The sequence below is a fragment of the Flintibacter sp. HCN-6482 genome (assembly GCF_037892565.1).
GTDB classification, from domain to species: Bacteria; Bacillota; Clostridia; order Oscillospirales; family Oscillospiraceae; genus Lawsonibacter; species Lawsonibacter aceti.
Map to the genome: position 1 here is coordinate 27345 of NZ_JBBKBK010000006.1, position 21934 is coordinate 49278.

Here is a 21934-nt window from a genome sequence, read left to right on the forward strand (position 1 = left end):
TCTATCTCAAAGTCAGGACAATAAAAAGGCAGCCGCAAGCCAGACTGGCCTGCGGCTGCCTTACTGCGCTTTATATGCCCAGCACATGAGTAGCGATAGCAAAATAGATGAGCAGGGATAGAGCGTCCACGATGGTGGTTATAAAAGGCGCAGCCATGACTGCTGGGTCGATGCCGACTTTCTCGGCGGCCATAGGCAGAGTACAGCCTACTATTTTGGCGCAAACCACGGTCAACATCAGAGTCAGACAGACTACCAGAGCCACCAGAGGGGTGACCTCTGGATTGTGCATAAGCCAGCGGTCCACCACCATCATTTTAATGAAATTGGCGCCCCCCAGACAGACGCCGCACAGCACGGCCACCCGGATCTCTTTCCACAAAACGGCGAGCACATCGGAAAACTCCACCTCGTCCAGGGACAGGGCACGGATTACCGCCACCGAAGACTGAGAGCCGGAGTTGCCCCCGGTGCCAGACAGCATGGGGATAAAAGAAGTGAGGATCACGCAGGCGTTCAAGGCTGATTCAAAGCTGGTGATGATGATGCCAGTGAAGGTGGCGGACAGCATCAACAGCATAAGCCATGGAATGCGGGATTTCCAGGTCTCAAAGACGCCGGTACGAAGATAGGGCTTGTCAGAGGGCAGAATGGCCGCCATCTTTTCGAAGTCCTCAGTGGTCTCCTCCTCAATGACGTCCATGGCGTCGTCAACGGTGATGATGCCCACCAGGCGGTCTTCGCCATCCACCACGGGCAGGGCGGTCAGACCATATTTGGAGAACATCTGGGCGACGTCCTCTTTATCCTCATGGGTGGTCACGGAGAGGACATTGGTTTCCATAATATCGCCAATACGGGTTTCATAGGCGGACAAGAGCATAGTCTTGACGGTGACTACGCCGAGCAGGACACGGTTCTGGGTAACATAGCAGGTATACACAGTCTCCTTGTCCAGTCCGACACGGCGGATGCGGGCAAAGGACTGCTCCACTGTGGCGTCTGGATGGAGGTATACGAACTCTGTGGTCATAATGGAACCGGCGGAGTCCTTGGGATAATTGAGAAGCTGATTGATCTGGCTGCGGGTAGAGGTATCGGTATTCCGCAGAATACGGGACACCACATTAGCAGGCATATCCTCAATGATATCTACCGTGTCGTCCAGAAACAGCTCGTCCAGCACCTCCCGAAGCTCCTTATCGCTGAGGGCGCCAATCAGCTTCTCTTGGTCTTCGGTATTCTCCAGATAGGTGAAGACCTCCGCGGCTAAGTCTTTGGGCAGAAGGCGAAAGACCAGGATCTCCTGTTCTACATCCAGTTCATCCAAAAACTCGGCGATGTCTACCTCATTCATCTGGCCCAGGGCTTCTTTCAACTGGCGAAACTTTTTTTGGCGGACCAGTTCCATCAGCAGCTCCAAGTCATAGTTTTCGTGCATATGGCTCTCCCCTTTCCGAATTTATGTGAAAGTGGGGCACAAAAAACCACAGGCCAGAGGTCATTTTGAAACTGACAGATAGGGGAGAAGCCCCTTTATCATCTTCAAAATGATCTCAGCGCCTGTGGCTGCGCACGGACAGACCAAAGCCAGAACCGTAAGGCCTGGCTAAACATTGTTCCGGCGGCGGACCAGCATCCGGATCAACCCGGCCAAGCCCGCCGCCTGCTGTCTGTGGCAGCATATCTCTGTGTCCTGATGGCGACTTCGACCGTCCACGCTGGATCCCACTTCCTTTCCGCACAAAAACTCCCTCCCAATACCATTTGGGAGAGGATCAAACGACATCAGTCAAACATGACCGCCATTTTTGTTTCATTATACCATTGTACGCACATCCTTTGCAAGCGGTCGCCAGGGAATTTTCCTTTGAAGATACCGGAAAACAGGAAATTATCTATTCCATAAAAGGGCCGTCCGACAGATTGCCGCCGGACGGCCCTGGATTGCAGACCTATCATGGCTGCCGGCATGGGAGCCCCTCTCTTTTGGTACCACTCCAAAACCGAACAGAGAGGTCAGCCCCAACTGACCTCGGCCGATGTGTCTACCAGATTGATATAGCTGGTCCCGACGCCCAGGCTTACCGGGGCCCCGGACTGGTCTAAGAAAGACAAGCAGTCATTTCGGCTGTCCCGCTGCCAGGTAATCTCATAGAGCATACCGTCCCGGAGGAGGAGACCTTCCCCATTGCCGGTGGTGCGTACCTTCATCCGGCCCGCGGAGTCGCCATTGATCTGGGCTACGTCAGTGTACAGCACAAGCACGTTGCGGAAGCCAACCTCCTGGCCGGTGCTGCCATCGACATATGGTATATCCTTGCCGTTGATATGCTGCTCCACCATATACAGGCCGCTGTCAGAATTGTAGGTGAAGTGGCCCGTCTTATAATGGGAGAAGGGAACGGTCAGCCAAGTCGCATGCTGCTGATCGCCGGCGGGGGCCTCCTTGGAAAAACTCCAGCCCACCTGGAAGTCTTGGTCGTGTTCCCGCTCGATGCGCTTGGGCAGCTGATCCAGCATTTTCTCGCTGGAGGTGAGCAGGGAATGCTCCAGACCGGCAGTCTTTCGCCGGCCTGGGTCCCGCCAGCACATATCGCCATAGGGCCCGTTGACAAAGTCAATGTAGGACATCCCCCAGCCCTGAAGGGCGTCATAGGCCTGGGGACTGCCGCCGGCATGGACGTAGATAGCGTCGTGCCCGCAGGCCAGACTGACGTAATAGTCCCGGGCTGAACGGACGCTGCCCAGGTCGCCCACCCCCTCTATATCCTGGAACACGGCCAGCATCCGAGTGATACCGCCCTCAGCTACAATCTCATAGATCACGTCGGCCTGGGATACGCCGAGTTGTGGCAGAGCCTTTGACAAATTGTTGAGCATGACCGCGAAGGGCCGCTGCCCGCTGATATCCTCCTCCAGCCCCTCTCCGGTGAGGGGATTATGATAGGGATAGACGGGTTCCGGTTCTGGATCTATCGGGGCGATGACGGAGACAGAAGGCTCCTGGGAGGATATCTCTCCTCCAGAACCGCTGCCTGGGTCCTCTGCCGGCTTTCCACAGGATGTCAGAGCGGCGGACAACGCGGCCGCCAGCAGAAGCGCGCCCATACGTTTCACAGTCATAGCTGGTCCCCCTTGCGTTTTTGTATATATCGCTGTGCTTATCATACTGTTTTTTCAGCGGTGCTGTCAACCCTGTCTATAAACAAAAGGGGCGGTAGTGTCCTGCCCATGCCGCCGTCCCCACAGGATCATCTGGCCTGTTTTCTAAGCCAATCCAGCAGCTCTGACAAGTCCGGAGCGATATGGACATGGGGAAAGGGGAAAAAATCCTGCCTTGGGGTGGTCCCGTTGAGGACTGCCGAAAAATGGCATCCGGCCCGCTGGGCCGCCTCCGCGTCCAGAACGGTGTCCCCACAGTATAGCACCTGGGAGGCCGAGACTTCCAATTGCTCCATAGCAAGCAGAAGCCCCTCGGGGTCCGGCTTACTGTTGGAGACATCGTCGCCGCCGAGTACCACCTCAAACTGGTTTGCCACACCCCTGTGCTCCAGAATGCCCCGCAGAGTGTCCGCCCGCTTGGTGCTGACGACGGCTCTCTTGACGCCCTTCTGACCCAGCCAGCGGAGCAGTTCTGTGGCGCCGGGCAGCAGGACGGCTTCTTCCCTCTGGCGGGCCTGAGCTGCTTGGGTGAAATAGGCGCGGAACTGCTCGCGGTGAATCGGGTCACGATCCCCGGTGAGCTTGGTATAGGACTCCTCCAGAGGATAGCCAACAGTCCGACGGATCTCATCCGCGTCGGGGGCGGGCCAGCCGAGCTGGTCCAGGCCGTAGGCAAAGCCTGCCAGAATAGAGGGGGTAGCATCTCCCAGAGTGTAGTCAAAATCAAAAAATATGGCTTGATACGGCACCATTGTTACCCTTCTTTCCCATTTAGTCAGCCTGTCCCCTAGAGGCATGCGGCCCCAGACAGGAGATCACAATTATAACACAGGCGGCCGCGGAGCCACAAGAGGGCGGCCCTTACTCCTGGTCCATGCTTTTCAAATAGGCCTCCGCCCCATAGCGCAGGCAGCGTTGGAGCCGCCGCTCTCCCCGCTTGATGGTCCGGGAAATAGTGGATTTGTCCACCCCCAGCTGCTCACCGATCTCCCGCATATTCAGCCCCTCGGCGTAATACAGCAGGAGGACCTGCCGCTGCTTGGCGGTCACGTCCTCTTTCAGGGCACGGATCAGATTGCGCTTGAGGCGGCTGACCTCCTGGCTGTTGTCCGCCGCCATCTGCCGGGTATACACCGCCATGTCAGCGGCGTATACCTTGCCCCTCCTATATCGTGTATTTGGCATTCCGGCGGTACCCCCTGTCATAGTAGCGTTCGGTAAGGACGGCCAGCTCTCTGGCCTCCCGAAGCATGGTGGCCAGCAGCTTGATCCGCTCCTGAAGCTGGTTGCGGGCGTCCGGGTCCTGCGTCCGTTCCAGCCAGCACTCCAGTTGGCAGATCCTTAGGTCCAGGGACCGAGCATGGGCCCGGTATTCGACAGACAGTTCCATCAGCGTCATGTGATCTCCTCCTCTTTTTCCAGCCTGGCCCAGCAAAGGCGGCAGATCCATCTGCCGCGCCACTGCCAGACTCTGTCCCAATGGTATTGCTCCCCGCCGCACAGAGCGCACAGGCAGCGTGCCCTCTCCTGCTGGCGGTCCTCCAGCGGGGGACGCAGCCGCCGGTTTGGGGAATATGTCGTGGCCCTCTCCTCCTCATATCCAGGTCTGGTAGTCTTTGGAGCAAAGAAACAGCCGCCCTGGAAAAGTTTTTTTGAAATCTGCTTGACAAGTGACGGTTCCTTTGGTAAAATACCACTTGCTGCTGGACAGAAACCTGAGATGCTGGTGTAGCTCAGCTGGTAGAGCAGCTGATTTGTAATCAGCAGGTCGGGGGTTCGAATCCGTCCACCAGCTCCAATTTCATATGGAGGAGTTCCCGAGTGGCCAAAGGGGGCAGACTGTAAATCTGTTGCGTTAGCTTCGGTGGTTCGAATCCACCCTCCTCCACCAAGCCGGAGCAAACGGTCATATCGTTTGCTCCGACTTTTTTATAAAAAGTCAGAGCGCGTTCATTTTGCTGCTCCTCCTTTCCAAAACGGACCCGCTTCGTTGAGACTCGATTTTGCTGGCCGCCCCATGGGCGGCCTTTTCTGTATAAGATATGGCGCCCGACCGTCCTTTCCAGCTTGATAAGAACAATCCGAAATAGAACATATGTTCTATTTCGGACATAGGATACTCCTTTTTTCTTCTGGTGTCAACTATTTCCTCCCATATTTTTGTGTGGAAAAGGCCGGAAAAAGGGACCTTCGAAAATAAAAGCGCCCCGCGGGGAAAACCCGCGGGGCGCTGCCTGTCCGAACTCAGAAATATTTTTTGACGCCGTCAGGAGCCAAATCAGCATCATCGCTGATGGTGATGGTGAATTTGATATTATGCTGCTCACCAAACTTATTCAGCCAATCCAGGAAATTCTCGGTCTCATTGTCGCACTCGCCGCCTGCGATCTTGGTCAGACTGTCGATAAAGATATGGGTGATGTCATAGTTGCTGGCGTACATACCGCTGATAAAGCCCTTCAAAGCAGTATAGCTGCCGATATCATAGTCGCTGGCTTCCACCAGACGAATGTGGTAATGGATATCCAGGGTCAGCTTGTTGCCTTTCTCGATGCAGATCACATTGCCATGCTCGGTCTGAGCGGCGGCATTGATCATCTCAATCATCTGCTTGGTCTTGCCGGAGCCCTTCTTGCCCATGATAACTCGAATCATGTGTATCACTCCTTAAACGAATTGACGTGGGGAACCTCCCCGTTCTTGTATAACACTTTACCATATCACGCCCAGTTTTTCAACCGGATTATCGTGAATTTTTTGTGACAAGCTTAGAGCCGCATCTCCAACTGGGCTTTCAAGTCCTCATAACCGGGCTTGCCTAAAAGAGCAAACATATTCTTTTTATATGCCTCCACACCGGGCTGGTCAAAGGGGTTGACCTCTAGCAGATGACCGGACAGGCCGCACACATACTCGAAGAAATAGATGAGATATCCCACCGAGGCCTCACCAATGGCGGGCAGTTCGATCAGCACATTGGGGACGCCGCCGTCTACATGGGCCAGGATAGTGCCTCGCATAGCCTGCTCCGCCACAAAGGAGAGGGGCTTTCCAGACAGGAAATTGAGGCCGTCCACGTTGTCCGGATCGTTGGGGATGATGAATTGCCCCTTGGGGGCAAACTTAACTACAGTTTCAAACATGAGCCGCTCTCCCTCCTGGATATATTGGCCCATGGAGTGGAGGTCGGCAGTAAATTCTACGCTGGCAGGGAAGAGGCCTTTGCCCTCCTTGCCCTCACTCTCTCCGTACAGCTGCTTCCACCACTCGGCAAAGAAGCGGAAGGGAGGCTCGTAGCAGGCCAGTAGCTCTACCTTCTTTCCGGCCTGATACAGGCCGTGCCGGGCGGCGGCGTACTGCCAGGCGGGGTTTTCCGGCCCACCCGCGGAGAGCTCCTCCATAGCCAGACGGGCGCCGCCCATCAGGGCGTCGATGTCGATACCGGCGGCGGCGATGGGCAGCAGACCCACGGCGGTAAGGACAGAATACCGGCCTCCCACCGCGTCGGGTACAACGAACTTCTCATATCCTTCCGCGTCGGCCAGCCCCTTCAGGGCGCCGCGGCGGGCATCTGTAGTGGCATAGATACGCCCACGGGCTCCCTCTTTGCCGTATTTCTCCTCCAGCATGGCTTTGAAGATACGGAAGGCCACAGCTGGTTCCGTGGTAGTACCAGACTTAGAGATGACGTTGACAGAAAAGTCCCGGTCACCGATGAGGGCGATGAGCTCCAGCAAGCTGTCAGTAGACAGTCCATTGCCAGCAAAGTAAATATCGGGCGTGTCCTTTTTCTTCAGATTATAGTTGGGAGAGGCCAATAGCTCAATGACGGCCCGGGCGCCCAGATAGGAACCACCGATCCCGATGACCACCAGTACCTGGGACTGTTGCTGGATCTTCCGCGCGGCGGCCTTGATGCGGGCAAATTCCTCTTTATCATAGTCCCGGGGCAGGTCCACCCAGCCGGTAAATTCGCCGCCAGGTCCGCTGTGGCTGGACAACATGGAGGCAGCTTTTTCAAGCTTGGCCTGCCGACTGGTCACATAGTCCTGTGGCAGGAAGGGGGATACCTTGGATAGGTCCAATTTCAACATATCGTATTCCTCCTGTGAGAAAATGAGATCCTACAAAACAAATTATACCACAGCTCGTCTCCTTTTTACAGAGAATTTTCCCGGTACCGGGATACCAAAAAAAGATTTGTGGAAATTCTTTGGAAATAGGTTGACAAGGAGGGGAACAGCAGTTATAATAATCTTCGCTGTCTGGACGATTAGCTCAGCTGGTAGAGCATCCGCTTGACGTGCGGGAGGTCACAGGTTCAAGTCCTGTATCGTCCACCAACAAGAAGCCCTGGAACCATAAAATGGTGCCAGGGCTTCTTTGCGTCTGTTAAAAAGTAGTATGCCTTACCATAACTTTATTGGCCAGCTATGGGCCCCCATGACTGCATATGTTAAGATGAAGATGATACAATTTTTTGAATGGTGTCCATATCTTGACTACGATTCGTTTTTAAGTGAATTCACTATTTTTTTAATATAATTGGGTAAAGAATTTAAGAAAAAGTTAAAAGAAAAGAGCGGATGATGAAACACTGATCGAGACAGACGCCCTGCCTAAATTGTGCCCTTGGACAATAAAACGAGATTAGTTTAAATTCATCATTTTTAGCTCTTGCTTATATGCTGGTTTTGTGCTAAATTTATATATATTAAGAAAAAAGGAGGTATGTTTATGTGCAAAGTAGATCTGAACAGCGACTTGGGCGAGAGTTTCGGTGCCTATACCATTGGCCTGGACAGCGAGGTTATCCAGTATGTATCCTCTGCCAATGTGGCCTGTGGCTATCACGCCGGCGATCCTCTAGTGATGGACAAGACGGTGGCCGCCGCCAAATCTGCTGGCGTGGCGGTAGGCGCGCATCCCGGCTACCCCGATCTTATGGGCTTTGGCCGCCGGAACATGGTGTGTTCTCCCAAAGAGGTCAAAGCGTACATCCAGTATCAGTTGGGCGCGCTGATGGCGTTCACTGCGGCCCACGGAGTAAAGTTGCAGCACTGCAAGCCTCATGGCTCCTTGTACAATATGGCTGCCAAGGATATGGATCTGTCCTTGGCCATTGCTGAGGCCATCGTTGAGGTGGACAAAAATATCATTCTCATGGGGCTGGCGGGAAGCAAGATGCTGGAGGCTGGAAGGCAGATGGGCCTACGGGTAGCCAGTGAGGTTTTCGCCGACCGAGCCTATCAGGCGGACGGCTCCCTAGTACCCCGGAAACAGCCTGGCGCGGTGATCCATGACAAGGACGAGGCCATTGCCCGCACCATCCGCATGGTCACTGAGGGCAAGGTCACCGCCATCACCGGCGAGGAGGTATCCATTGACGCCCACTCTATCTGTGTCCACGGTGACAACCCCTCTGCGGTGGAATTTGTCAAGAACATCCGGGCCTCCCTCAGCGCCCAGGGGGTGGAGATTGCCCCCATTGCTGAGATTGTGTGACCGAGTGTATGAGGAGAGAAATCCCTAAATTTCATATCATGGGAGGTACATTATGAGTAAGGAGCCTAACATCCTGAATCAGTCCTCGGCAAAACCCAGCCGATCGGTGCTCTTCGGTGCCGCCTTCCTGATGGCCACCTCGGCCATTGGCCCCGGCTTCCTAACCCAGACGTCCACCTTTACCGCCCAGCACGGAGCGGCTTTAGCCCTAGTCATTGTGCTGGCTATTGTCATGGATATCACCGCCCAGATGAACATTTGGTCTGTGGTTTCTGTCTCCCAAATGCGCGCCCAGGATGTAGCTAACAAGCTGCTGCCTGGTTTGGGCGTGGTCATCGCCATTTTGGTGGCCATCGGCGGTTTGGCTTTCAACGTAGGCAACGTAGGCGGTGTGGCCTTGGGATTCAACGCCATGATCGGTTTGGACCAGAAGGTAGGGGCCGTTGTTGCGGGCTGTTTGGGGATCATCATTTTTATCAATAAGAATGCCAAAACTATCATGGATAAGGTAGCCACGATTCTAGCTGCTGTTATCCTTGTCACTGTTCTGGTGGTGGCCATCATCTCTCAGCCCCCCATGGACCAGGTTGCCCATGGGCTGACACGTGTGGACTATTTGTTTAATCCGGATAACAAGATGTTTACTGCGCTGACCACTCTATTGGGCGGATCCTGTGGCGGTTACATCGCGTTCTCAGGCGCGCACCGCCTGCTGGACGCTGGTATCTCTGGCCCGGAGAACGTGGGCCATGTACGTAAAAGTGTCATCCAAGGCTGTGGTACCTCTGGCATCGTGAGGATTCTGCTGTTCCTGGCGGTATTAGGCACCTGCATGGAGGGTTCCCAGTGGCTGGCGGAAAACGCTAAAATTATTACTGACGCTGCCAGTGGCGGCAATCCCGCTGCCGAGGCATTTCGCCTGGCCGCCGGTGACTTTGGTTACCGCTTATTTGGTCTGTGCCTATTCTCCGCCGGCGTGTCCTCTGTGGTGGGCGCGGCATATACCTCAGTCTCGTTCCTGAAAACCCTGCACCCCTTCATCGCTAAATATGAGCGGCAATTTGTGGTGGGCTTTATTGCCTTCTCCACCCTGATGATGGTGATTGTGGGCAATGCCGCTGGGCTTTTGATTGTCGCCGGCGCCTTTAATGGCCTGATTCTGCCTATTACTTTGGGTGTCATGCTTATCGCCAGCCGCAGCAAGCGTATTGTGGGTGAGGAGTACAAACACCCCATGCCGCTGATCGTGCTGGGCGTAGTAGTGGTGGCTGTCTCCTTGTACTCTGGTATACAGACTGTTCCCAATATTTTGCAGCTATTTGGCTAAGAGGATAACAGATATCCGGAAAACCTGCGTTATGCGGGCTTGCCGGACTGGAACAGAAAGGAGCCGTATATGGCTGAAGTGAAATTTCTCCTCTCCGGGGATACCTCTGTGACGGTGGAGTTCGGCAATGAGATTAGCCCGGCTATTAACGCTCAGATCCGCGCCTTTAACATTGCCCTGGAGGAGAGCAGGATCCCTGGCATTACCGAGACGGTTCCCACCTACCGCTCCCTCATGGTCCATTACGATCCTGGCATCATTCTCTATGATGACCTGGTGAAGGAACTCAAGGGGCTGATGGGCCAGCTTTCCAACATTCAGATTCCCCCCAGCGACGTGCTGGAGATTCCTGTCCTCTATGGCGGGGAAGCTGGGCCTGATCTGGAGTTTGTCGCAGAGCATAACAAAAAAACCCCGGAGGAGGTCATCAAAATTCATACCTCCACCGAATACCTCATCTATATGCTGGGCTTCACCCCAGGCTTTACCTACCTGGGCGGCATGAGCGAGGAGATCGCTGCCCCCCGCCTGAAGCAACCACGGGTGAAGATCCCCGCTGGGTCAGTGGGGATCGCGGGTTCTCAGACCGGCGTGTACCCCATCGACTCCCCAGGCGGCTGGCAGCTCATCGGTAAGACCCCGGTGCGTATGTACCAACCGGACCGGGCGGAGCCCATCCTCCCCAAGGCTGGTGAGTACATCAAATTCTATTCCATTACCCAGGCGGAGTTTGACACCATCGCCGCCCAAGAGGCGGCGGGCACCTATGTGTGCAAGCGCCACCCCAGAAAGGAGGGGGGACAATGAGCATCATGGTATTGAACCCCGGCTTGTTAACTACGGTGCAGGACATGGGGCGCGTTGGCTATCAGCAGTTCGGCGTGCCCGTTTCCGGAGTCATGGACCCCCGAGCGGCGGCCGTCGCTAATATTTTGGTGGGAAACCCGGAGGATGAAGCGGTGCTGGAGTGCACTATGCTGGGCCCACAGCTGCGCTTTGATGCAGCCAACACCATCGCCATCACTGGCGGGGACCTGATGGCCGCTCTAGATGGACAGGTGGTACCAACTTATCGAGCGGTAACTGTCCAGGCAGGTCAGACACTCCGTTTTCAGGCCCCTAAGACAGGTTGCCGGGCCTACATCGCTTTTGCCGGAGGTTTGGACATTCCCGAGGTCATGGGCAGCCGCTCCACCTACTTGAAGGCCAAGATCGGAGGCCTAGGGGGGAGAAAGCTTCAAAAGGACGATGTAATAGGCTTCCGGGCCCCCGGCATCCCTAAGAACCTGTCCGAGCGGTATATCTACCCAGAGTTCATCCCACACCCCGTGTACACCCTGCGGGTAGTTATGGGACCTCAGGACGATGCGTTTACTGACTCAGGTATTGCCACATTTCTGAGGGAAACCTACTCGGTGACCAATGAGTTTGACCGTATGGGCTGCCGCTTGGACGGAATGCCCATCCAGCATGTTACCGATGGCAACATTATTTCTGATGGCATCGCCTTTGGAGCCATTCAGGTGCCCACGGAGGGGAAACCCATCATCATGATGGCTGACCGTCAGACCACTGGTGGCTATACCAAGATCGCGAACGTGATCTCCGCCGACTTCCGCCTCCTGAGCCAGATAAAGGCGGGGGACAAGGTGAAGTTTGAGAGAGTGTCCATTCAGACCGCGCAGGAGGCTCTCCTCAACCAACGTGCTGCCCTGCGCACCCTGCGCCGGTCCCTGGATATGTGATCAATGTGGCCCTGCCTCTGTCGGGTGGGGCCACAGGACAGAAAGGATGATAATTATGGCCTTTGACATTACCCCTTATATAGACAAGAAACCCTCTGAAGTCCGCCAGTTAATTCGTCAGGGTGTCATTGACTTTCCTACCGCCGGTATGTGCCGGGGCTACGCCCAGGCTAACTTGGTGATCCTACCTCCGGAGTACGCCGACGACTTTGAGGAGTACACGCGGAAAAACCCATTTCCCTGCCCAGTGCTGGAAATCATTCGAGGCACCCCAGAGACCCACGCCATGGGACAGGGCGGAAACATTGTCACCGACATCCCCCGTTACCGAGTGTATGAGAACGGGGTGTTCACCAAGGAGCTGACTGATGCCTCTGCATACTGGAAGGCTGGGTATGTGGGCTTCCTAATCGGGTGCTCCTTTTCCTTTGAGGAGGCGCTCATGGCCGCAGGCCTCCCCGTGCGTCATATTGAGCAGGGCTGCAATGTGCCTATGTACAAGACCAATATTCAGACTGTAAAGGCGGGACCGTTTGAAGGACCCATGGTGTGCTCCATGCGCCCTATGACCCCGGAACAGGCCAAAGTAGCCTACGACATTACAGTAAAAATGCCGAATGTTCACGGTGCTCCGGTCCAGATCGGTGATCCTGAGAAGGTAGGCGTTAAGGATGTGATGAAGCCAGACTACGGCGATCCTGTCGAAATTCGGGAGGGAGAAATACCGGTATTTTGGCCCTGCGGAGTCACTCCTCAAGCTGCAGTAGAGAACGCGAAGCCACCCGTTGTCATTACACATGCCCCTGGGCATATGTTTATTACCGATATCCTCAACACAGAGCTAAACGATTATCTGGAAAAAAACAAGTGAAGCTGAGTATAAGGCATGATTGCCTCAAATAATTTGGAGAAAGAGCTGCCTGTGATTTGGAATATCAGGCAGCGCAAATAACCTGCATCGGCAGTACATAACAGAGCATTGAATTACTTCAATGGATCTGTGACAAACGCCTTTGTGGAGGCTCTGAATCATATCACGCAATTTTCTTTCAGTCTGAAGAATATGAATTTGAAGTGTTATAAGAGAACGAGAGCAGCAATCTGATATGGATTGCTGCTCTCGTTTCATATTCCGGAACGATATCTTAAAGCTTACCTCTTAATTGAATAATATTTATTCTAACTTCTTTCGCTCCGTCCGGTCGATGTACCTCTTCTCAATTTGCCGCAAATGGTTATCCATTGCCTGATAGGCGTGATCATATTCTTTTCGTTCCAGGGCGTCCACAATGGCGGTGTGCTCAACTACAGCCGGTTTATAGGAGGAAAGCAGTGTGGTACTGAGTATCAGACAGCGGGTGCTGTGTGTGTTAAGCCGTTCCACCACATCGCAAAGGAAGCGATTTCCGGTCGCCTCTGCCAGCGCGGTATGGAAGACATAGTCCTGCTGAATATAGTACATATAGTCATCGGCATCGGCCATCTTGCAATTTTGCTGTTCCTCAATACTATTGCGCAATTTGCGAATCAGCATGGGGGTGACTCGTCCCCTCAGCTCGTTTATAGTCAGAAGCTCCATTGGCCGGCGAATAACATTAATGCTTGCCGCGTCCTCCTCCGTTAGACGGGAGACTGTCACACTTTTTCCGCGCACTTCAGCCAATCCGTCGTCTACCAGTCGGTGAAGTGCAACCCGAACGGTAGTGCGGCTGATTGACAGTTCCGCGCAAAGTTTTTCCTCTGTCAATACATCATCAGGAGCCAGCTCATTGTAGACAATGGCGTTTCTCAGTACATGATATGCCTTGTCTGACAGTTTCATATTTTTCTTCAGGGGTTCCAGCATGAAATACTCGCTCCTTAAACTTAGTATCCAAAAACGCACTGGGGATCAGAATATTACCGACAAGGCGGTGGTATCATTTTTCGTTAAGATATTTCTCCAAGACGCGCAGCATAATAATGGGTAATTTGCCGAAGGAATACTCCTTATGGACTCGCTCTGTCCACTTATGGGCGTCCTTGCCGTGACAGCCGAAGTTGAAGGCGGGGATATTCAGCCGCTTAATTTGGTCCAGGGGCACGTCATAGTGGCCCTTCATGTCAGGGAAGTTGTCCACCAGAGTCTTGATAGAGGTGTCGGTGTCATCCAGCTTCAGATAGCTGCTGTCAGTGAGCACTGGGAAGAACTGCATCATCTTCAGCTCCTCGCCCATCTCCTGGCCCAACTGATTCAGCAGATCGACTACGCTGTCTAACAACGCGCCTTCCTCCGGAATTTCGCGCTTCAGTGTATTTCGGGGGCAGTAGGGCGGTGCCAGGAACAAAATGACTGTGGGTGTATTAATACTCAAAATATTATTTGCCAGATATTCTACAATCTTCAGACACAGCTCGCGGCGGTCCATGTTTTCCTCAAGCGATTGTTTGGTGATCGCACGGATATCCTCGTCCACGTCAGGCTTGAGGGCCTTGGCCTTCTCATACAGCTCACTGTATTCCATGACCTTCAGTTGGTACTCACGCTTGTAGTAGTCGGCACCGGTCATCTTGCAGTAGACCTTATTCTGCTCATCTGTGTAGGTATCCACAGTGCTCAGGGCATCCTCGGCCACCTTGCGCAGGCGGGCAAAAATCTCATCCATCTCCATATTATGGATGAAGTAGTTGAAGTACACAAAAGCGGAGAAGGCGGTCTGCACGTCGTAGGAAGGCTTCAGGTCCCTCATCTTCAGCACCGTGGGGGGCATAGCGAACTCGCCGTTGTAAACGTCGCTGAACTCGGCACGCATATCTATGTTCCGGGTGATCTCAGCGGCTACCATAGAGGCGCTAAACCCCTCAAAGCCCTGACCGGAATGGGTGGGCTTACCAATGATGTAGAAGCAAGGCAGAATTTTTCCCACCGCTCCGGCATGAAAGTAGTGGGCGGTATCGCCGGGGAAGGCGGGGGAGATGAAGTCGGTGTTCATGGCCATCTTGTAGGTTAAGCCATACTTGGCCTTCAGCTCCTCCAGCACATTTAGAGACTCAATAATTCCGGTATGCTGGTTTTCTTCCACAGGATTGGTCATGAAGATCAAATTTCCATCAAACTGATCCAGGTGTTCTGTAAAATACCGCATCAGCACCATATTGACCGCATCGCCCGATTTCATATCAGAAGAACCGCGACCAAACATCCATTCTCCAGACTCAATATCCGCCAGGACCTCTGGGTCGCTAGTAATGGACTTGATCTTCTCTGGCAGGGCGTCGCAGTCAAAGGCGTACTCCTTGATGGAGCCGTAGTCATCGATACCCACAGTATCGTGGTGGCCGTGGAGGATGATAGTTTCGTTGCTGTTACTACGGGAACCAAAAGCGATGGCGACCACGTTGATGCGGTCATAAGGGTCGTTCTTTAGGGGCTGGGTGATGACTTGATCCGGATGTGCCTTAAAGTAGGGGAGCTCACGAATCCAGGCGGCCATATAATCAGCCACCGCACGCTCCCCACCATCGGAGTTATTCATGCTGGGAATGGAAACCAGCTTTTTTGTGAGGGCCAGTGCCTCATCATAGAAAGGATAATTTTGCATGGCGGGTATGCCTCCTTTGTCCCAGAAAGATGGGACGAATATAATAGAAACATTACCCTGATGTCTTTGTTTGAGAGTTGGCCATTTGTACTTTGTATACAGAACATAAATATTATAGTTGAAAGAAAGTTGAATGTCAACCCAAATATCACGATTATGATAAATAGCAAGAAAATACGAATATCTTTTTGTTGATATAATACAAATGATTTTTGCCAGTCTGTTACCATTAATCGCTGTACACTATAAACAAAAATCTTGGATAATTTTTTCAGAAATAGTAAAATATTTTTTGATATCTTTTTATCTCTTGACAGATAAATGTCGTTTGTGCTATTGTCTTTTTGAACTTCCCTGATATTTTTGGCTATATTCTACATGTTTGTATACAGAACACTATATTACAGAACACTACATAATTACCTTTTGAAAAGAGTATATTTTCTAATACCTTGGCATCCTCATGAAGCCGCAGAATTGTGGCATAGTCAGACCAATTCTGATATGTTTCCTGTCATCGTACTTTCTGTGGGAGAATCCAGTCCAATGTAAACAGGCCGTCCAAATCTGCCCCTTCCTTGGGTTTATGGGCCGGAAGCTTCCCCAGAGTGTATATCAACCAAAACCGATCTAAATGTAATGAGGAGGATGAACAAAAATGAAGAGAAAGACCATTTCCATGCTTCTAGCCTGTGCCATGATGCTGAGTCTGGCTGCATGCGGCAACACCCAAAAACCCAGCACATCCAGCGCTTCCAACGCTGGCGGAACGAGCGGCACCACTTCTGATCCTGAATTTACTTTGATTGTCGGTTCTACCATTCAGGACGACTCTGCCTCCGGTATCGCCCTGATAGAGTATTTTAAGCCTTATGTTGAGGAGAACTCCAACGGCCGTATCCGGGTAGATGTACAGAACAATTCGGTTTTGGGTGGCGACCGTGAGCTGTTTGAAGCCCTGCAGCTGAATACAGTGCAATGCTCTTTTGGACCCATGTCTACTTTAGCCAACTTTGAGCCCAATTATGCTGTGTGTGACTTGCCCTTCCTTTTCAGCAGCAAGGAAGATGCCTATGAGCAGTTAGACGGTGAGTTTGGCGCCAAACTGGCCGAGAACCTCCCCAATGTCGGTATGCGTTTGCTGGCCTACGGCGAAAACGCTTTCCGCAACATCTCCAATAAAGTCCGCCCCATAACTTCCCTGGCGGATATGAAGAATATGAAGATTCGTGTTATGGAGTCCCCTGTTAATATTGCTACTTACGACGCACTAGGAGTTTCTCCTACTCCCATGGCTTTCTCCGAGTTGTACACCGGTCTGTCCCAGGGCGTTGTTGAAGGGCAGGACAACGGCGTAGTGCTGACCTACACTGCTAAACTGTATGAGGTTCAGCCCTACTATACATACACCGGCCACATCTATGCTGCCAACGCTATGGTTTTCTCCGAGGCGTTTTGGCAGAGCCTGCCCGCTGACTTGCAGAAGGTCGTAGAGGATGGGTCAAAGTACGCGATGGAGAATCAGCGCCGTTTGAACACGGAGATGGAAGAGGAACTGGAAGCCACTATGGCCGAGGCTGGGGTGGAATTTATCCATCCCGACGCCGCAATGGTTGAAGAGATGCGTGAGGCGACCAAGTCTGTTTGGGAACTAGAGGACATCAAGAATATGATTGATCCTGAGATCTACGAGATGGCGGTTCAGATTCGAGATAATTAAAGAAATATATTATCGCAAATTACTTGAGTAATGTCTCCTGTTGCGGGCGGGGATGCCGGCAGGCATCCCCGCCCACTTTGCCAATTAACAGAACTCGGTAAAGGCATTTCCTTGTCTACGCCGTTATTATGGGGGCTCAATACATGAAAACCTTGGTTAAAATTTGGGATCATTTAGAGGAATATATTTTGGTCCCTTCTTTGATGCTTAGCACCGCCCTGATTTTCTATCAGGTTGTGATGCGTTTCCTATTTAAAGACGCGCCATCCTGGTCTGAAGAGGCTGTGCGCTATCTCTATGTGTGGCAGACTTGGCTGGGTGTGAGTTATGCTGCCCGCAACGGCACTCATCTCCGCATCACCATGATAAAGGATCGCCTCTCCCCTAAAGGACAGAAAATCCTTGAATTGTTTGTTACTGCCATCTGGATCGGCTTCGCTGTCTTTGTCTTTATTCAAGGCATGGCCGCAGTCCAGACGATTGCCGCTTTTGGGCAGAAATCTACTGCCCTGCGTATTCCCATGCAGATTTGTTACGCCTCCATTCCTGTCGGAATGGTGCTCATGAGCATACGTCTGATCGAAACAACAATTAAGAGTCTTATCGGCAAAAAAACTGTGGAAGGAGGGACCGCTGAATGAACATTCTGCTTCTGTTTGGCGTGTTTTTTGTGCTGATCATGCTGAGTGTGCCAATCGGCGTCGCTCTGGGCGTGGCCACATCGCTGACCATCTGCCTGACCAGCAACATTGGCCCTGTGATGGTGGCCCAGAAAGCGTTTACTGGTCTGGACTCCTTTACGCTGATCGCCATTCCCTTCTTCATGTTGGCGGGCAATTTGATGGCTCTGGGCGGTATCGCCAGACGTATCGTCAATCTTGCCGACGCCGCGGTGGGTAAGTTTACCGGTGGCTTGGGCATGGCTACCGTCATCGGCTGTATGTTTTTTGCGGCCATCTCTGGCTCCGGCCCTGCTACTGTGACCGCCATGGGCTCCATCATGCTGCCAGAGATGGAAAAGCGGGGCTATGACCGGGCTTTTTCCACTGGTTTGACTGCCACAGCTGGTACGATTGGCGTCATCATCCCCCCGTCTATCCCCTTTGTGATCTACGGCGTTGCTTCCGGCACCTCTGTGGGTGATATGTTCAAGGCGGGCTTTATTCCAGGCATTCTGATTGGCATTGGCCTGATGATTGTCTGTTGGGTTATTTCTAAAAAGCGCGGTTATAAGGGAATTGAGCGTACCAAGAACGATGAGAGTTTCCTGAAGGTCTTTTTGGACTCCCTGCCCGCACTGATGGCCCCCGTCATTATTCTGGGAGGCATCTATGGTGGTATTTTTACCCCCACAGAGGCCGCGGTGGTTGCCACTGTTTATTCTCTGTTCGTAGGGAAATTTGTTTACCATGAGCTGACTTGGAAGATTGTATACGAATCTTACCGCAGCACCGCCGATATGAACGGCTTCACAGGGTTGGCGCTAGGGTTCTCCATGTCCTTCGCGGCCTATTTGACCATGGAACAGATCCCGGCCAAGGTAGCCAATGTGGTCCTCAGCGCGGTCTCCTCCAAGATCGCCATTATTGCTCTGATCATCGTCATTCTGCTGGTGGTGGGATGTTTTGTAGACAATATTTCCTCCTGCCTGATCCTGACCCCTGTGTTCCTGCCCATGGTTAAGGCTGTGGGAATGGACCCTGTCCACTTCGGCATTATGATGACTGTAGCGCTGGCCATCGGTTTTGTAACACCTCCCTACGGTGTGAATCTGTTTGTGGCCTCCGCTGTTGCAAAGCTGAAGATAGAGGAGGTCTCTAAGGCTGCTATCCCATTCTTGGCCGCCATGTTTGTCTGCCTGCTGCTCATTGCCTACATCGAACCCATCTCGATGGCTCTAGTCTGGCTGCTATCCTAAAACCTGTTTGATGTGTGCTCCTGCGCATGTATGATTGGTGGAAACAAAGCTGTTGGATTGCCCTGCGCTTTCCTCCGGCTTTGTTTCCATCCAATCTGGACAAAGAATATTCCACGCGGTTTTGTGACACTGTGACATATTTCTGTTTTGAGGAGGAGCTGTTATGTATCCAATGCGAAGAAGCGATCGGGAACAGGGGGAAGAATTTGCGCTGTCCTTGATTGACCACTGCTCTCATGGCGTTATGTCTATTCATACCAGCGAGGCATTTCCCTATTGTCTGCCCCTCTCCTTTGTTCGAAATGGCAACTGCCTCTACTTCCACTGCGCCAAGGCGGGAGGGAGAAAGCTGGACCTGCTGCACGCCAACCCCAATGTGTGCATTACTTTCGTAGGGGGGGACGAGCCGGAATTTGTCGCGCCCAACACATATACTACCTATTTTCAGTCTGCCATCGTTACTGGCACCGCCGTTGAGGTCACGGACCAGGCGGAAATGATTGAAGCTCTGCGTTTGCTGTGTGAAAAGTTAATGCCTGAGCATATGTCTGGCTTCAGCCACGCCATACAGTCTACCCTCGCCGCCACCTCTGTCTGGCGCGTTGATATTGCGGAGGCCAGGGGCAAGCAAAAAAAGAGACCAGTGAACTGTTGACAAGTATTCCTGAACCTTTGGTCGACAGCTTTCACAGTTCATATTTGAATTTTACCGTTATTGGGGACGCTTCTTATGAACGATGACAGATGTATTGCGTTGCGCTGCGGAAACAAGAGCTATACTGTCCGCATCCCGGACGGTATTCGATTTCAATATGCCCGACTAAATCAGACAGAAAAAGTAACTGATTACGGCGGACTGATTCGGGATGCGCTGGACCACCCTATCGGCGCGCCTCGGATCGAAAACCTGCTTCGACCTGGCCAAAGGGTTTGTATCATCAGTGATGACAATACCCGCGTGACACCTGTCCGAACCATACTCCAGGAACTCCTGCCCCGCATTGAAGGGGCTGGGATCCTTCGACGTGATATTTTTATTGTCATTGCGCTGGGCAGCCACCGGCCCATGACACAAGAGGAAATTGCAGCCAAATTCGGACAGGATATTGTGGACCGCTACCAAATTCTCAACAGCGAATTTGAGAATCCCGATATGCTCACCCAGGTTGGCACTAGCGAATTAGGCACGCCGATCCGGGTATATAAGCCAGCTATGGAGGCAGATATACGTATCGGCATTGGAAATGTGGTGCCACACGGCTGTATGGGCTGGTCAGGCGGCGCGAAGATCCTCTATCCTGGTATTACTTCTGCCGATATTGTCTCTGAGTTCCATGTCATGCAGGGACTTCGGGATGAAGTGCTTCTAGGCATGGTGGAATGTCCTGTTCGTCTGGCAGTGGAGGAGTGGACCAAAAATATAGGCTTACACTACATTATCAACACCGTGTTGGACGAGAATATGAATCTGTATCGCGCAGTAGCAGGGCATTATATCCATGCCCACCGGAAGGCGGTATCCTATGCCCAGGCTGTGTGCGGTGTATCTTTGAAGCAACGGCCTGATGTGGTGCTGGCCTCTGCTTACCCCATCGACATCGATTTCTGGCAGTGTGGAAAAGCGGCCTATGGTCCTACTCGTGTGATCGCAAAGGGGGGCGAGTTCCTTCTTTTGGCCGCCTGTACCGAAGGAGTAGGACCCCATCCCCAGATACTGGATTATATGGCATTGGAAAACGGAACAGAGGTTCTCTCCCACCGCATTGCTTCCCAAAATACTGGAGAGGATCTGCTTACCATGGCGGTAGGTGTGAGTATGGGCCGAGTAGTTCGACATTCAAACGTCACGCTGGTGACTGACGGCCTGCTGCCAGAAGATTGCCGGCGTGGGCAAATGTCCCATTGTTCTCCAGCCAATTTACAGCAGGCCCTGCAACAGGCGCTAGAAAGATTTGAAGATCCTTTCCTCCTTATAATTGGAGAAGGCGGCGAAGTGATTCCTCTTTTAGAAGATTAACCTATACCCTTTATGGGCGTTTATGTAGCCTGAACATCACCTGGGGGGTACATATGTGAATTTCAAGACATTTTATATCAACCGCCATCAGATTGGCTATCAGGAAGTCCTGCTGGATGATCCGGTCTTTGAAAAGGCATATCTGCTGGAAAATCCTAAAAAAATTGATATTATTGCCATTCCTGACGGCTGTGTCGATTTGCAATTCACATGGGAGAGCAATGTCTGCCGTGGATATGTATGTGGGAGCTTTCTCCAGGGAAAAAAATCCCTCATCAGTTCCTGCTGCCGTTGTTTTGGCCTGAAGTTGCAGCCGGGTATCCATTTTAAGTTTTTGAAACAGGATGTTGCCTCTCTGGTGGGCAATCGCATCCCGCTCTCTGAATTTCTTGATACCGGTTCCTTTGAGCAGGAATTGGGGGAGATGCCTGACTTCCTCAGTATGGTTGAGGCTACACGCCGGTTCTTCTACAGACAGCAGACCGTTCCAATCCATATAATCGCCAACTGCGTAGCCAAATTGATTGTTAATTCCCCTGGCACCTTGAAGGTATCAGACATGACAAGTACCTTGGGATATAGTCAACGTTATATCAGCAACATTTTTAAATGCCATTTTGGCCTCTCGCTCAAAAAATACTCTGATATCATTCGAGCCCAAACTGCCATCACTTATTTAGAGTATACCGATATAATGGATGTCATTGTTGATCTTGGCTACTACGACCAGCCTCACTTTATCCATGACTTCAAACAATATACTTCTATGACCCCAAGTTCTTTTTTAAATCAGGTATGCCGCAGCAAGGTTGGCTTGGTCGTCTAGGGACTGGATGATATGTCCACTTTTTACAATCTTTCTTTTTCCTCAGATGATACAATGTGGCCAAGTTAATGAAGCATGTTTAAAGAAATTTCTTAAGACCCAAACAATAATGAATAGAAAGGATTGACGT

At 52.2% G+C, this 21934-nt stretch carries 21 protein-coding genes and 3 tRNA genes; 14 read left to right on the plus strand and 10 right to left on the minus strand.

Annotated elements, in window-relative coordinates; translation table 11 throughout:
- Positions 1–70: 70 nt before the first annotated feature.
- From mgtE to WKS99_RS13225, 6 genes are all read right to left on the minus strand, one after another.
- Positions 71–1441: a magnesium transporter gene (gene mgtE, locus WKS99_RS13200; protein ID WP_147573412.1), complete on the minus strand. Its 1371-nt coding sequence runs from the start codon at positions 1439–1441 to the stop codon at positions 71–73.
- Positions 1442–1609: 168 nt separating this feature from the next.
- The gene (locus WKS99_RS13205; RefSeq protein WP_186853400.1) at positions 1610–1747 is read right to left on the minus strand and encodes a hypothetical protein; all 138 of its coding nucleotides are present in this window, start codon (positions 1745–1747) and stop codon (positions 1610–1612) included.
- Positions 1748–2019: 272 nt separating this feature from the next.
- A complete protein-coding gene (locus tag WKS99_RS13210) occupies positions 2020–3126 on the minus strand; it encodes a DUF3048 domain-containing protein (protein ID WP_147573411.1) in 1107 nt (368 codons plus the stop codon).
- Between the two features lie 128 nt (positions 3127–3254).
- Entirely contained in the window at positions 3255–3917 is a 663-nt protein-coding gene (locus tag WKS99_RS13215) for an HAD family hydrolase (RefSeq protein ID WP_186853402.1), read from the minus strand.
- 109 nt (positions 3918–4026) lie between these two features.
- Positions 4027–4350 (minus strand): sigma-70 family RNA polymerase sigma factor, encoded by a 324-nt coding sequence (locus WKS99_RS13220; RefSeq protein ID WP_147573409.1) that lies wholly within the window; start codon positions 4348–4350, stop codon positions 4027–4029.
- Positions 4331–4564, minus strand: a complete 234-nt coding sequence (locus WKS99_RS13225; RefSeq protein ID WP_262670485.1) for a hypothetical protein — start codon at positions 4562–4564, stop codon at positions 4331–4333. Before WKS99_RS13225 ends, WKS99_RS13220 begins: the two co-directional genes overlap by 20 nt.
- 323 nt (positions 4565–4887) lie before the next feature.
- On the opposite strand from WKS99_RS13225, the gene WKS99_RS13230 reads away from it, so the two are divergent.
- Together WKS99_RS13230 and WKS99_RS13235 are read left to right on the plus strand one after the other, a co-directional pair.
- A tRNA-Thr gene (locus tag WKS99_RS13230) sits at positions 4888–4963 on the plus strand.
- Between the two features lie 9 nt (positions 4964–4972).
- Positions 4973–5056 (plus strand) — tRNA-Tyr (locus tag WKS99_RS13235).
- A 353-nt stretch (positions 5057–5409) separates the two neighbouring features.
- Here the strand turns inward: WKS99_RS13235 and WKS99_RS13240 are convergent.
- A complete protein-coding gene (locus WKS99_RS13240) occupies positions 5410–5820 on the minus strand; it encodes a hypothetical protein (protein ID WP_147573407.1) in 411 nt (136 codons plus the stop codon).
- 113 nt (positions 5821–5933) lie between these two features.
- The gene (locus WKS99_RS13245; protein ID WP_340406471.1) at positions 5934–7259 is read right to left on the minus strand and encodes a glucose-6-phosphate isomerase; all 1326 of its coding nucleotides are present in this window, start codon (positions 7257–7259) and stop codon (positions 5934–5936) included.
- A gap of 173 nt (positions 7260–7432) precedes the next feature.
- On the opposite strand from WKS99_RS13245, the gene WKS99_RS13250 reads away from it, so the two are divergent.
- The 6 genes from WKS99_RS13250 to WKS99_RS13275 all read left to right on the plus strand — a co-directional run bounded on the left by WKS99_RS13250 (position 7433) and on the right by WKS99_RS13275 (position 12613).
- Positions 7433–7508, plus strand: a tRNA-Val gene (locus tag WKS99_RS13250).
- A gap of 394 nt (positions 7509–7902) precedes the next feature.
- Positions 7903–8670 (plus strand): LamB/YcsF family protein, encoded by a 768-nt coding sequence (locus WKS99_RS13255; RefSeq protein WP_147573405.1) that lies wholly within the window; start codon positions 7903–7905, stop codon positions 8668–8670.
- A gap of 52 nt (positions 8671–8722) precedes the next feature.
- Positions 8723–9997, plus strand: coding sequence for an NRAMP family divalent metal transporter (locus WKS99_RS13260; RefSeq protein ID WP_186853406.1), 1275 nt, complete (start codon positions 8723–8725; stop codon positions 9995–9997).
- A gap of 69 nt (positions 9998–10066) precedes the next feature.
- On the plus strand, positions 10067–10804 hold the full coding sequence (gene pxpB, locus WKS99_RS13265) for a 5-oxoprolinase subunit PxpB (protein ID WP_340406473.1): 738 nt from the start codon (positions 10067–10069) through the stop codon (positions 10802–10804).
- The gene (locus tag WKS99_RS13270) at positions 10801–11742 is read left to right on the plus strand and encodes a 5-oxoprolinase subunit C family protein (RefSeq protein ID WP_147573402.1); all 942 of its coding nucleotides are present in this window, start codon (positions 10801–10803) and stop codon (positions 11740–11742) included. Before pxpB ends, WKS99_RS13270 begins: the two co-directional genes overlap by 4 nt.
- A 55-nt stretch (positions 11743–11797) precedes the next feature.
- Entirely contained in the window at positions 11798–12613 is an 816-nt protein-coding gene (locus WKS99_RS13275; RefSeq protein WP_147573401.1) for a putative hydro-lyase, read from the plus strand.
- A gap of 303 nt (positions 12614–12916) precedes the next feature.
- On the opposite strand, the gene WKS99_RS13280 is transcribed toward WKS99_RS13275, so the two are convergent.
- Both WKS99_RS13280 and WKS99_RS13285 read right to left on the minus strand, forming a co-directional pair.
- A complete protein-coding gene (locus WKS99_RS13280) occupies positions 12917–13588 on the minus strand; it encodes a GntR family transcriptional regulator (RefSeq protein WP_147573400.1) in 672 nt (223 codons plus the stop codon).
- Between the two features lie 73 nt (positions 13589–13661).
- The gene (locus WKS99_RS13285) at positions 13662–15323 is read right to left on the minus strand and encodes a M20/M25/M40 family metallo-hydrolase (protein ID WP_340406478.1); all 1662 of its coding nucleotides are present in this window, start codon (positions 15321–15323) and stop codon (positions 13662–13664) included.
- Positions 15324–15981: 658 nt separating this feature from the next.
- Here WKS99_RS13285 and WKS99_RS13290 point away from each other — a divergent pair.
- From WKS99_RS13290 to WKS99_RS13315, 6 genes are all read left to right on the plus strand, one after another.
- Positions 15982–17043 carry a TRAP transporter substrate-binding protein gene (locus WKS99_RS13290; RefSeq protein ID WP_147573398.1) on the plus strand — a complete coding sequence of 354 codons (1062 nt, stop codon included), beginning with the start codon at positions 15982–15984 and terminating at the stop codon, positions 17041–17043.
- Positions 17044–17186: 143 nt separating this feature from the next.
- Positions 17187–17684 carry a TRAP transporter small permease gene (locus WKS99_RS13295; protein WP_340406481.1) on the plus strand — a complete coding sequence of 166 codons (498 nt, stop codon included), beginning with the start codon at positions 17187–17189 and terminating at the stop codon, positions 17682–17684.
- Positions 17681–18961: a TRAP transporter large permease gene (locus WKS99_RS13300; protein WP_186853410.1), complete on the plus strand. Its 1281-nt coding sequence runs from the start codon at positions 17681–17683 to the stop codon at positions 18959–18961. Before WKS99_RS13295 ends, WKS99_RS13300 begins: the two co-directional genes overlap by 4 nt.
- 163 nt (positions 18962–19124) lie before the next feature.
- Positions 19125–19616, plus strand: coding sequence for a pyridoxamine 5'-phosphate oxidase family protein (locus tag WKS99_RS13305; RefSeq protein ID WP_262670543.1), 492 nt, complete (start codon positions 19125–19127; stop codon positions 19614–19616).
- Positions 19617–19691: 75 nt separating this feature from the next.
- Positions 19692–20978: a nickel-dependent lactate racemase gene (larA, locus tag WKS99_RS13310; RefSeq protein WP_147573394.1), complete on the plus strand. Its 1287-nt coding sequence runs from the start codon at positions 19692–19694 to the stop codon at positions 20976–20978.
- A gap of 55 nt (positions 20979–21033) precedes the next feature.
- Positions 21034–21804: a helix-turn-helix domain-containing protein gene (locus WKS99_RS13315; RefSeq protein WP_147573393.1), complete on the plus strand. Its 771-nt coding sequence runs from the start codon at positions 21034–21036 to the stop codon at positions 21802–21804.
- Positions 21805–21934: the final 130 nt, after the last annotated feature.

Coding starts and splice junctions, on each gene's coding strand:
- WKS99_RS13215 (WP_186853402.1), bottom strand. CDS start 3,917: ATGGTGCCGTATCAAGCCATATTTTTTGATTTTGACTACACTCTGGGA.
- WKS99_RS13240 (WP_147573407.1), bottom strand. CDS start 5,820: ATGATTCGAGTTATCATGGGCAAGAAGGGCTCCGGCAAGACCAAGCAG.
- pxpB (WP_340406473.1), top strand. CDS start 10,067: ATGGCTGAAGTGAAATTTCTCCTCTCCGGGGATACCTCTGTGACGGTG.
- WKS99_RS13270 (WP_147573402.1), top strand. CDS start 10,801: ATGAGCATCATGGTATTGAACCCCGGCTTGTTAACTACGGTGCAGGAC.
- WKS99_RS13220 (WP_147573409.1), bottom strand. CDS start 4,350: ATGCCAAATACACGATATAGGAGGGGCAAGGTATACGCCGCTGACATG.
- WKS99_RS13285 (WP_340406478.1), bottom strand. CDS start 15,323: ATGCAAAATTATCCTTTCTATGATGAGGCACTGGCCCTCACAAAAAAG.
- WKS99_RS13210 (WP_147573411.1), bottom strand. CDS start 3,126: ATGACTGTGAAACGTATGGGCGCGCTTCTGCTGGCGGCCGCGTTGTCC.
- WKS99_RS13275 (WP_147573401.1), top strand. CDS start 11,798: ATGGCCTTTGACATTACCCCTTATATAGACAAGAAACCCTCTGAAGTC.
- WKS99_RS13225 (WP_262670485.1), bottom strand. CDS start 4,564: ATGACGCTGATGGAACTGTCTGTCGAATACCGGGCCCATGCTCGGTCC.
- WKS99_RS13290 (WP_147573398.1), top strand. CDS start 15,982: ATGAAGAGAAAGACCATTTCCATGCTTCTAGCCTGTGCCATGATGCTG.
- WKS99_RS13295 (WP_340406481.1), top strand. CDS start 17,187: ATGAAAACCTTGGTTAAAATTTGGGATCATTTAGAGGAATATATTTTG.
- WKS99_RS13245 (WP_340406471.1), bottom strand. CDS start 7,259: ATGTTGAAATTGGACCTATCCAAGGTATCCCCCTTCCTGCCACAGGAC.
- WKS99_RS13255 (WP_147573405.1), top strand. CDS start 7,903: ATGTGCAAAGTAGATCTGAACAGCGACTTGGGCGAGAGTTTCGGTGCC.
- mgtE (WP_147573412.1), bottom strand. CDS start 1,441: ATGCACGAAAACTATGACTTGGAGCTGCTGATGGAACTGGTCCGCCAA.
- WKS99_RS13280 (WP_147573400.1), bottom strand. CDS start 13,588: ATGCTGGAACCCCTGAAGAAAAATATGAAACTGTCAGACAAGGCATAT.
- WKS99_RS13305 (WP_262670543.1), top strand. CDS start 19,125: ATGTATCCAATGCGAAGAAGCGATCGGGAACAGGGGGAAGAATTTGCG.
- WKS99_RS13300 (WP_186853410.1), top strand. CDS start 17,681: ATGAACATTCTGCTTCTGTTTGGCGTGTTTTTTGTGCTGATCATGCTG.
- larA (WP_147573394.1), top strand. CDS start 19,692: ATGAACGATGACAGATGTATTGCGTTGCGCTGCGGAAACAAGAGCTAT.
- WKS99_RS13260 (WP_186853406.1), top strand. CDS start 8,723: ATGAGTAAGGAGCCTAACATCCTGAATCAGTCCTCGGCAAAACCCAGC.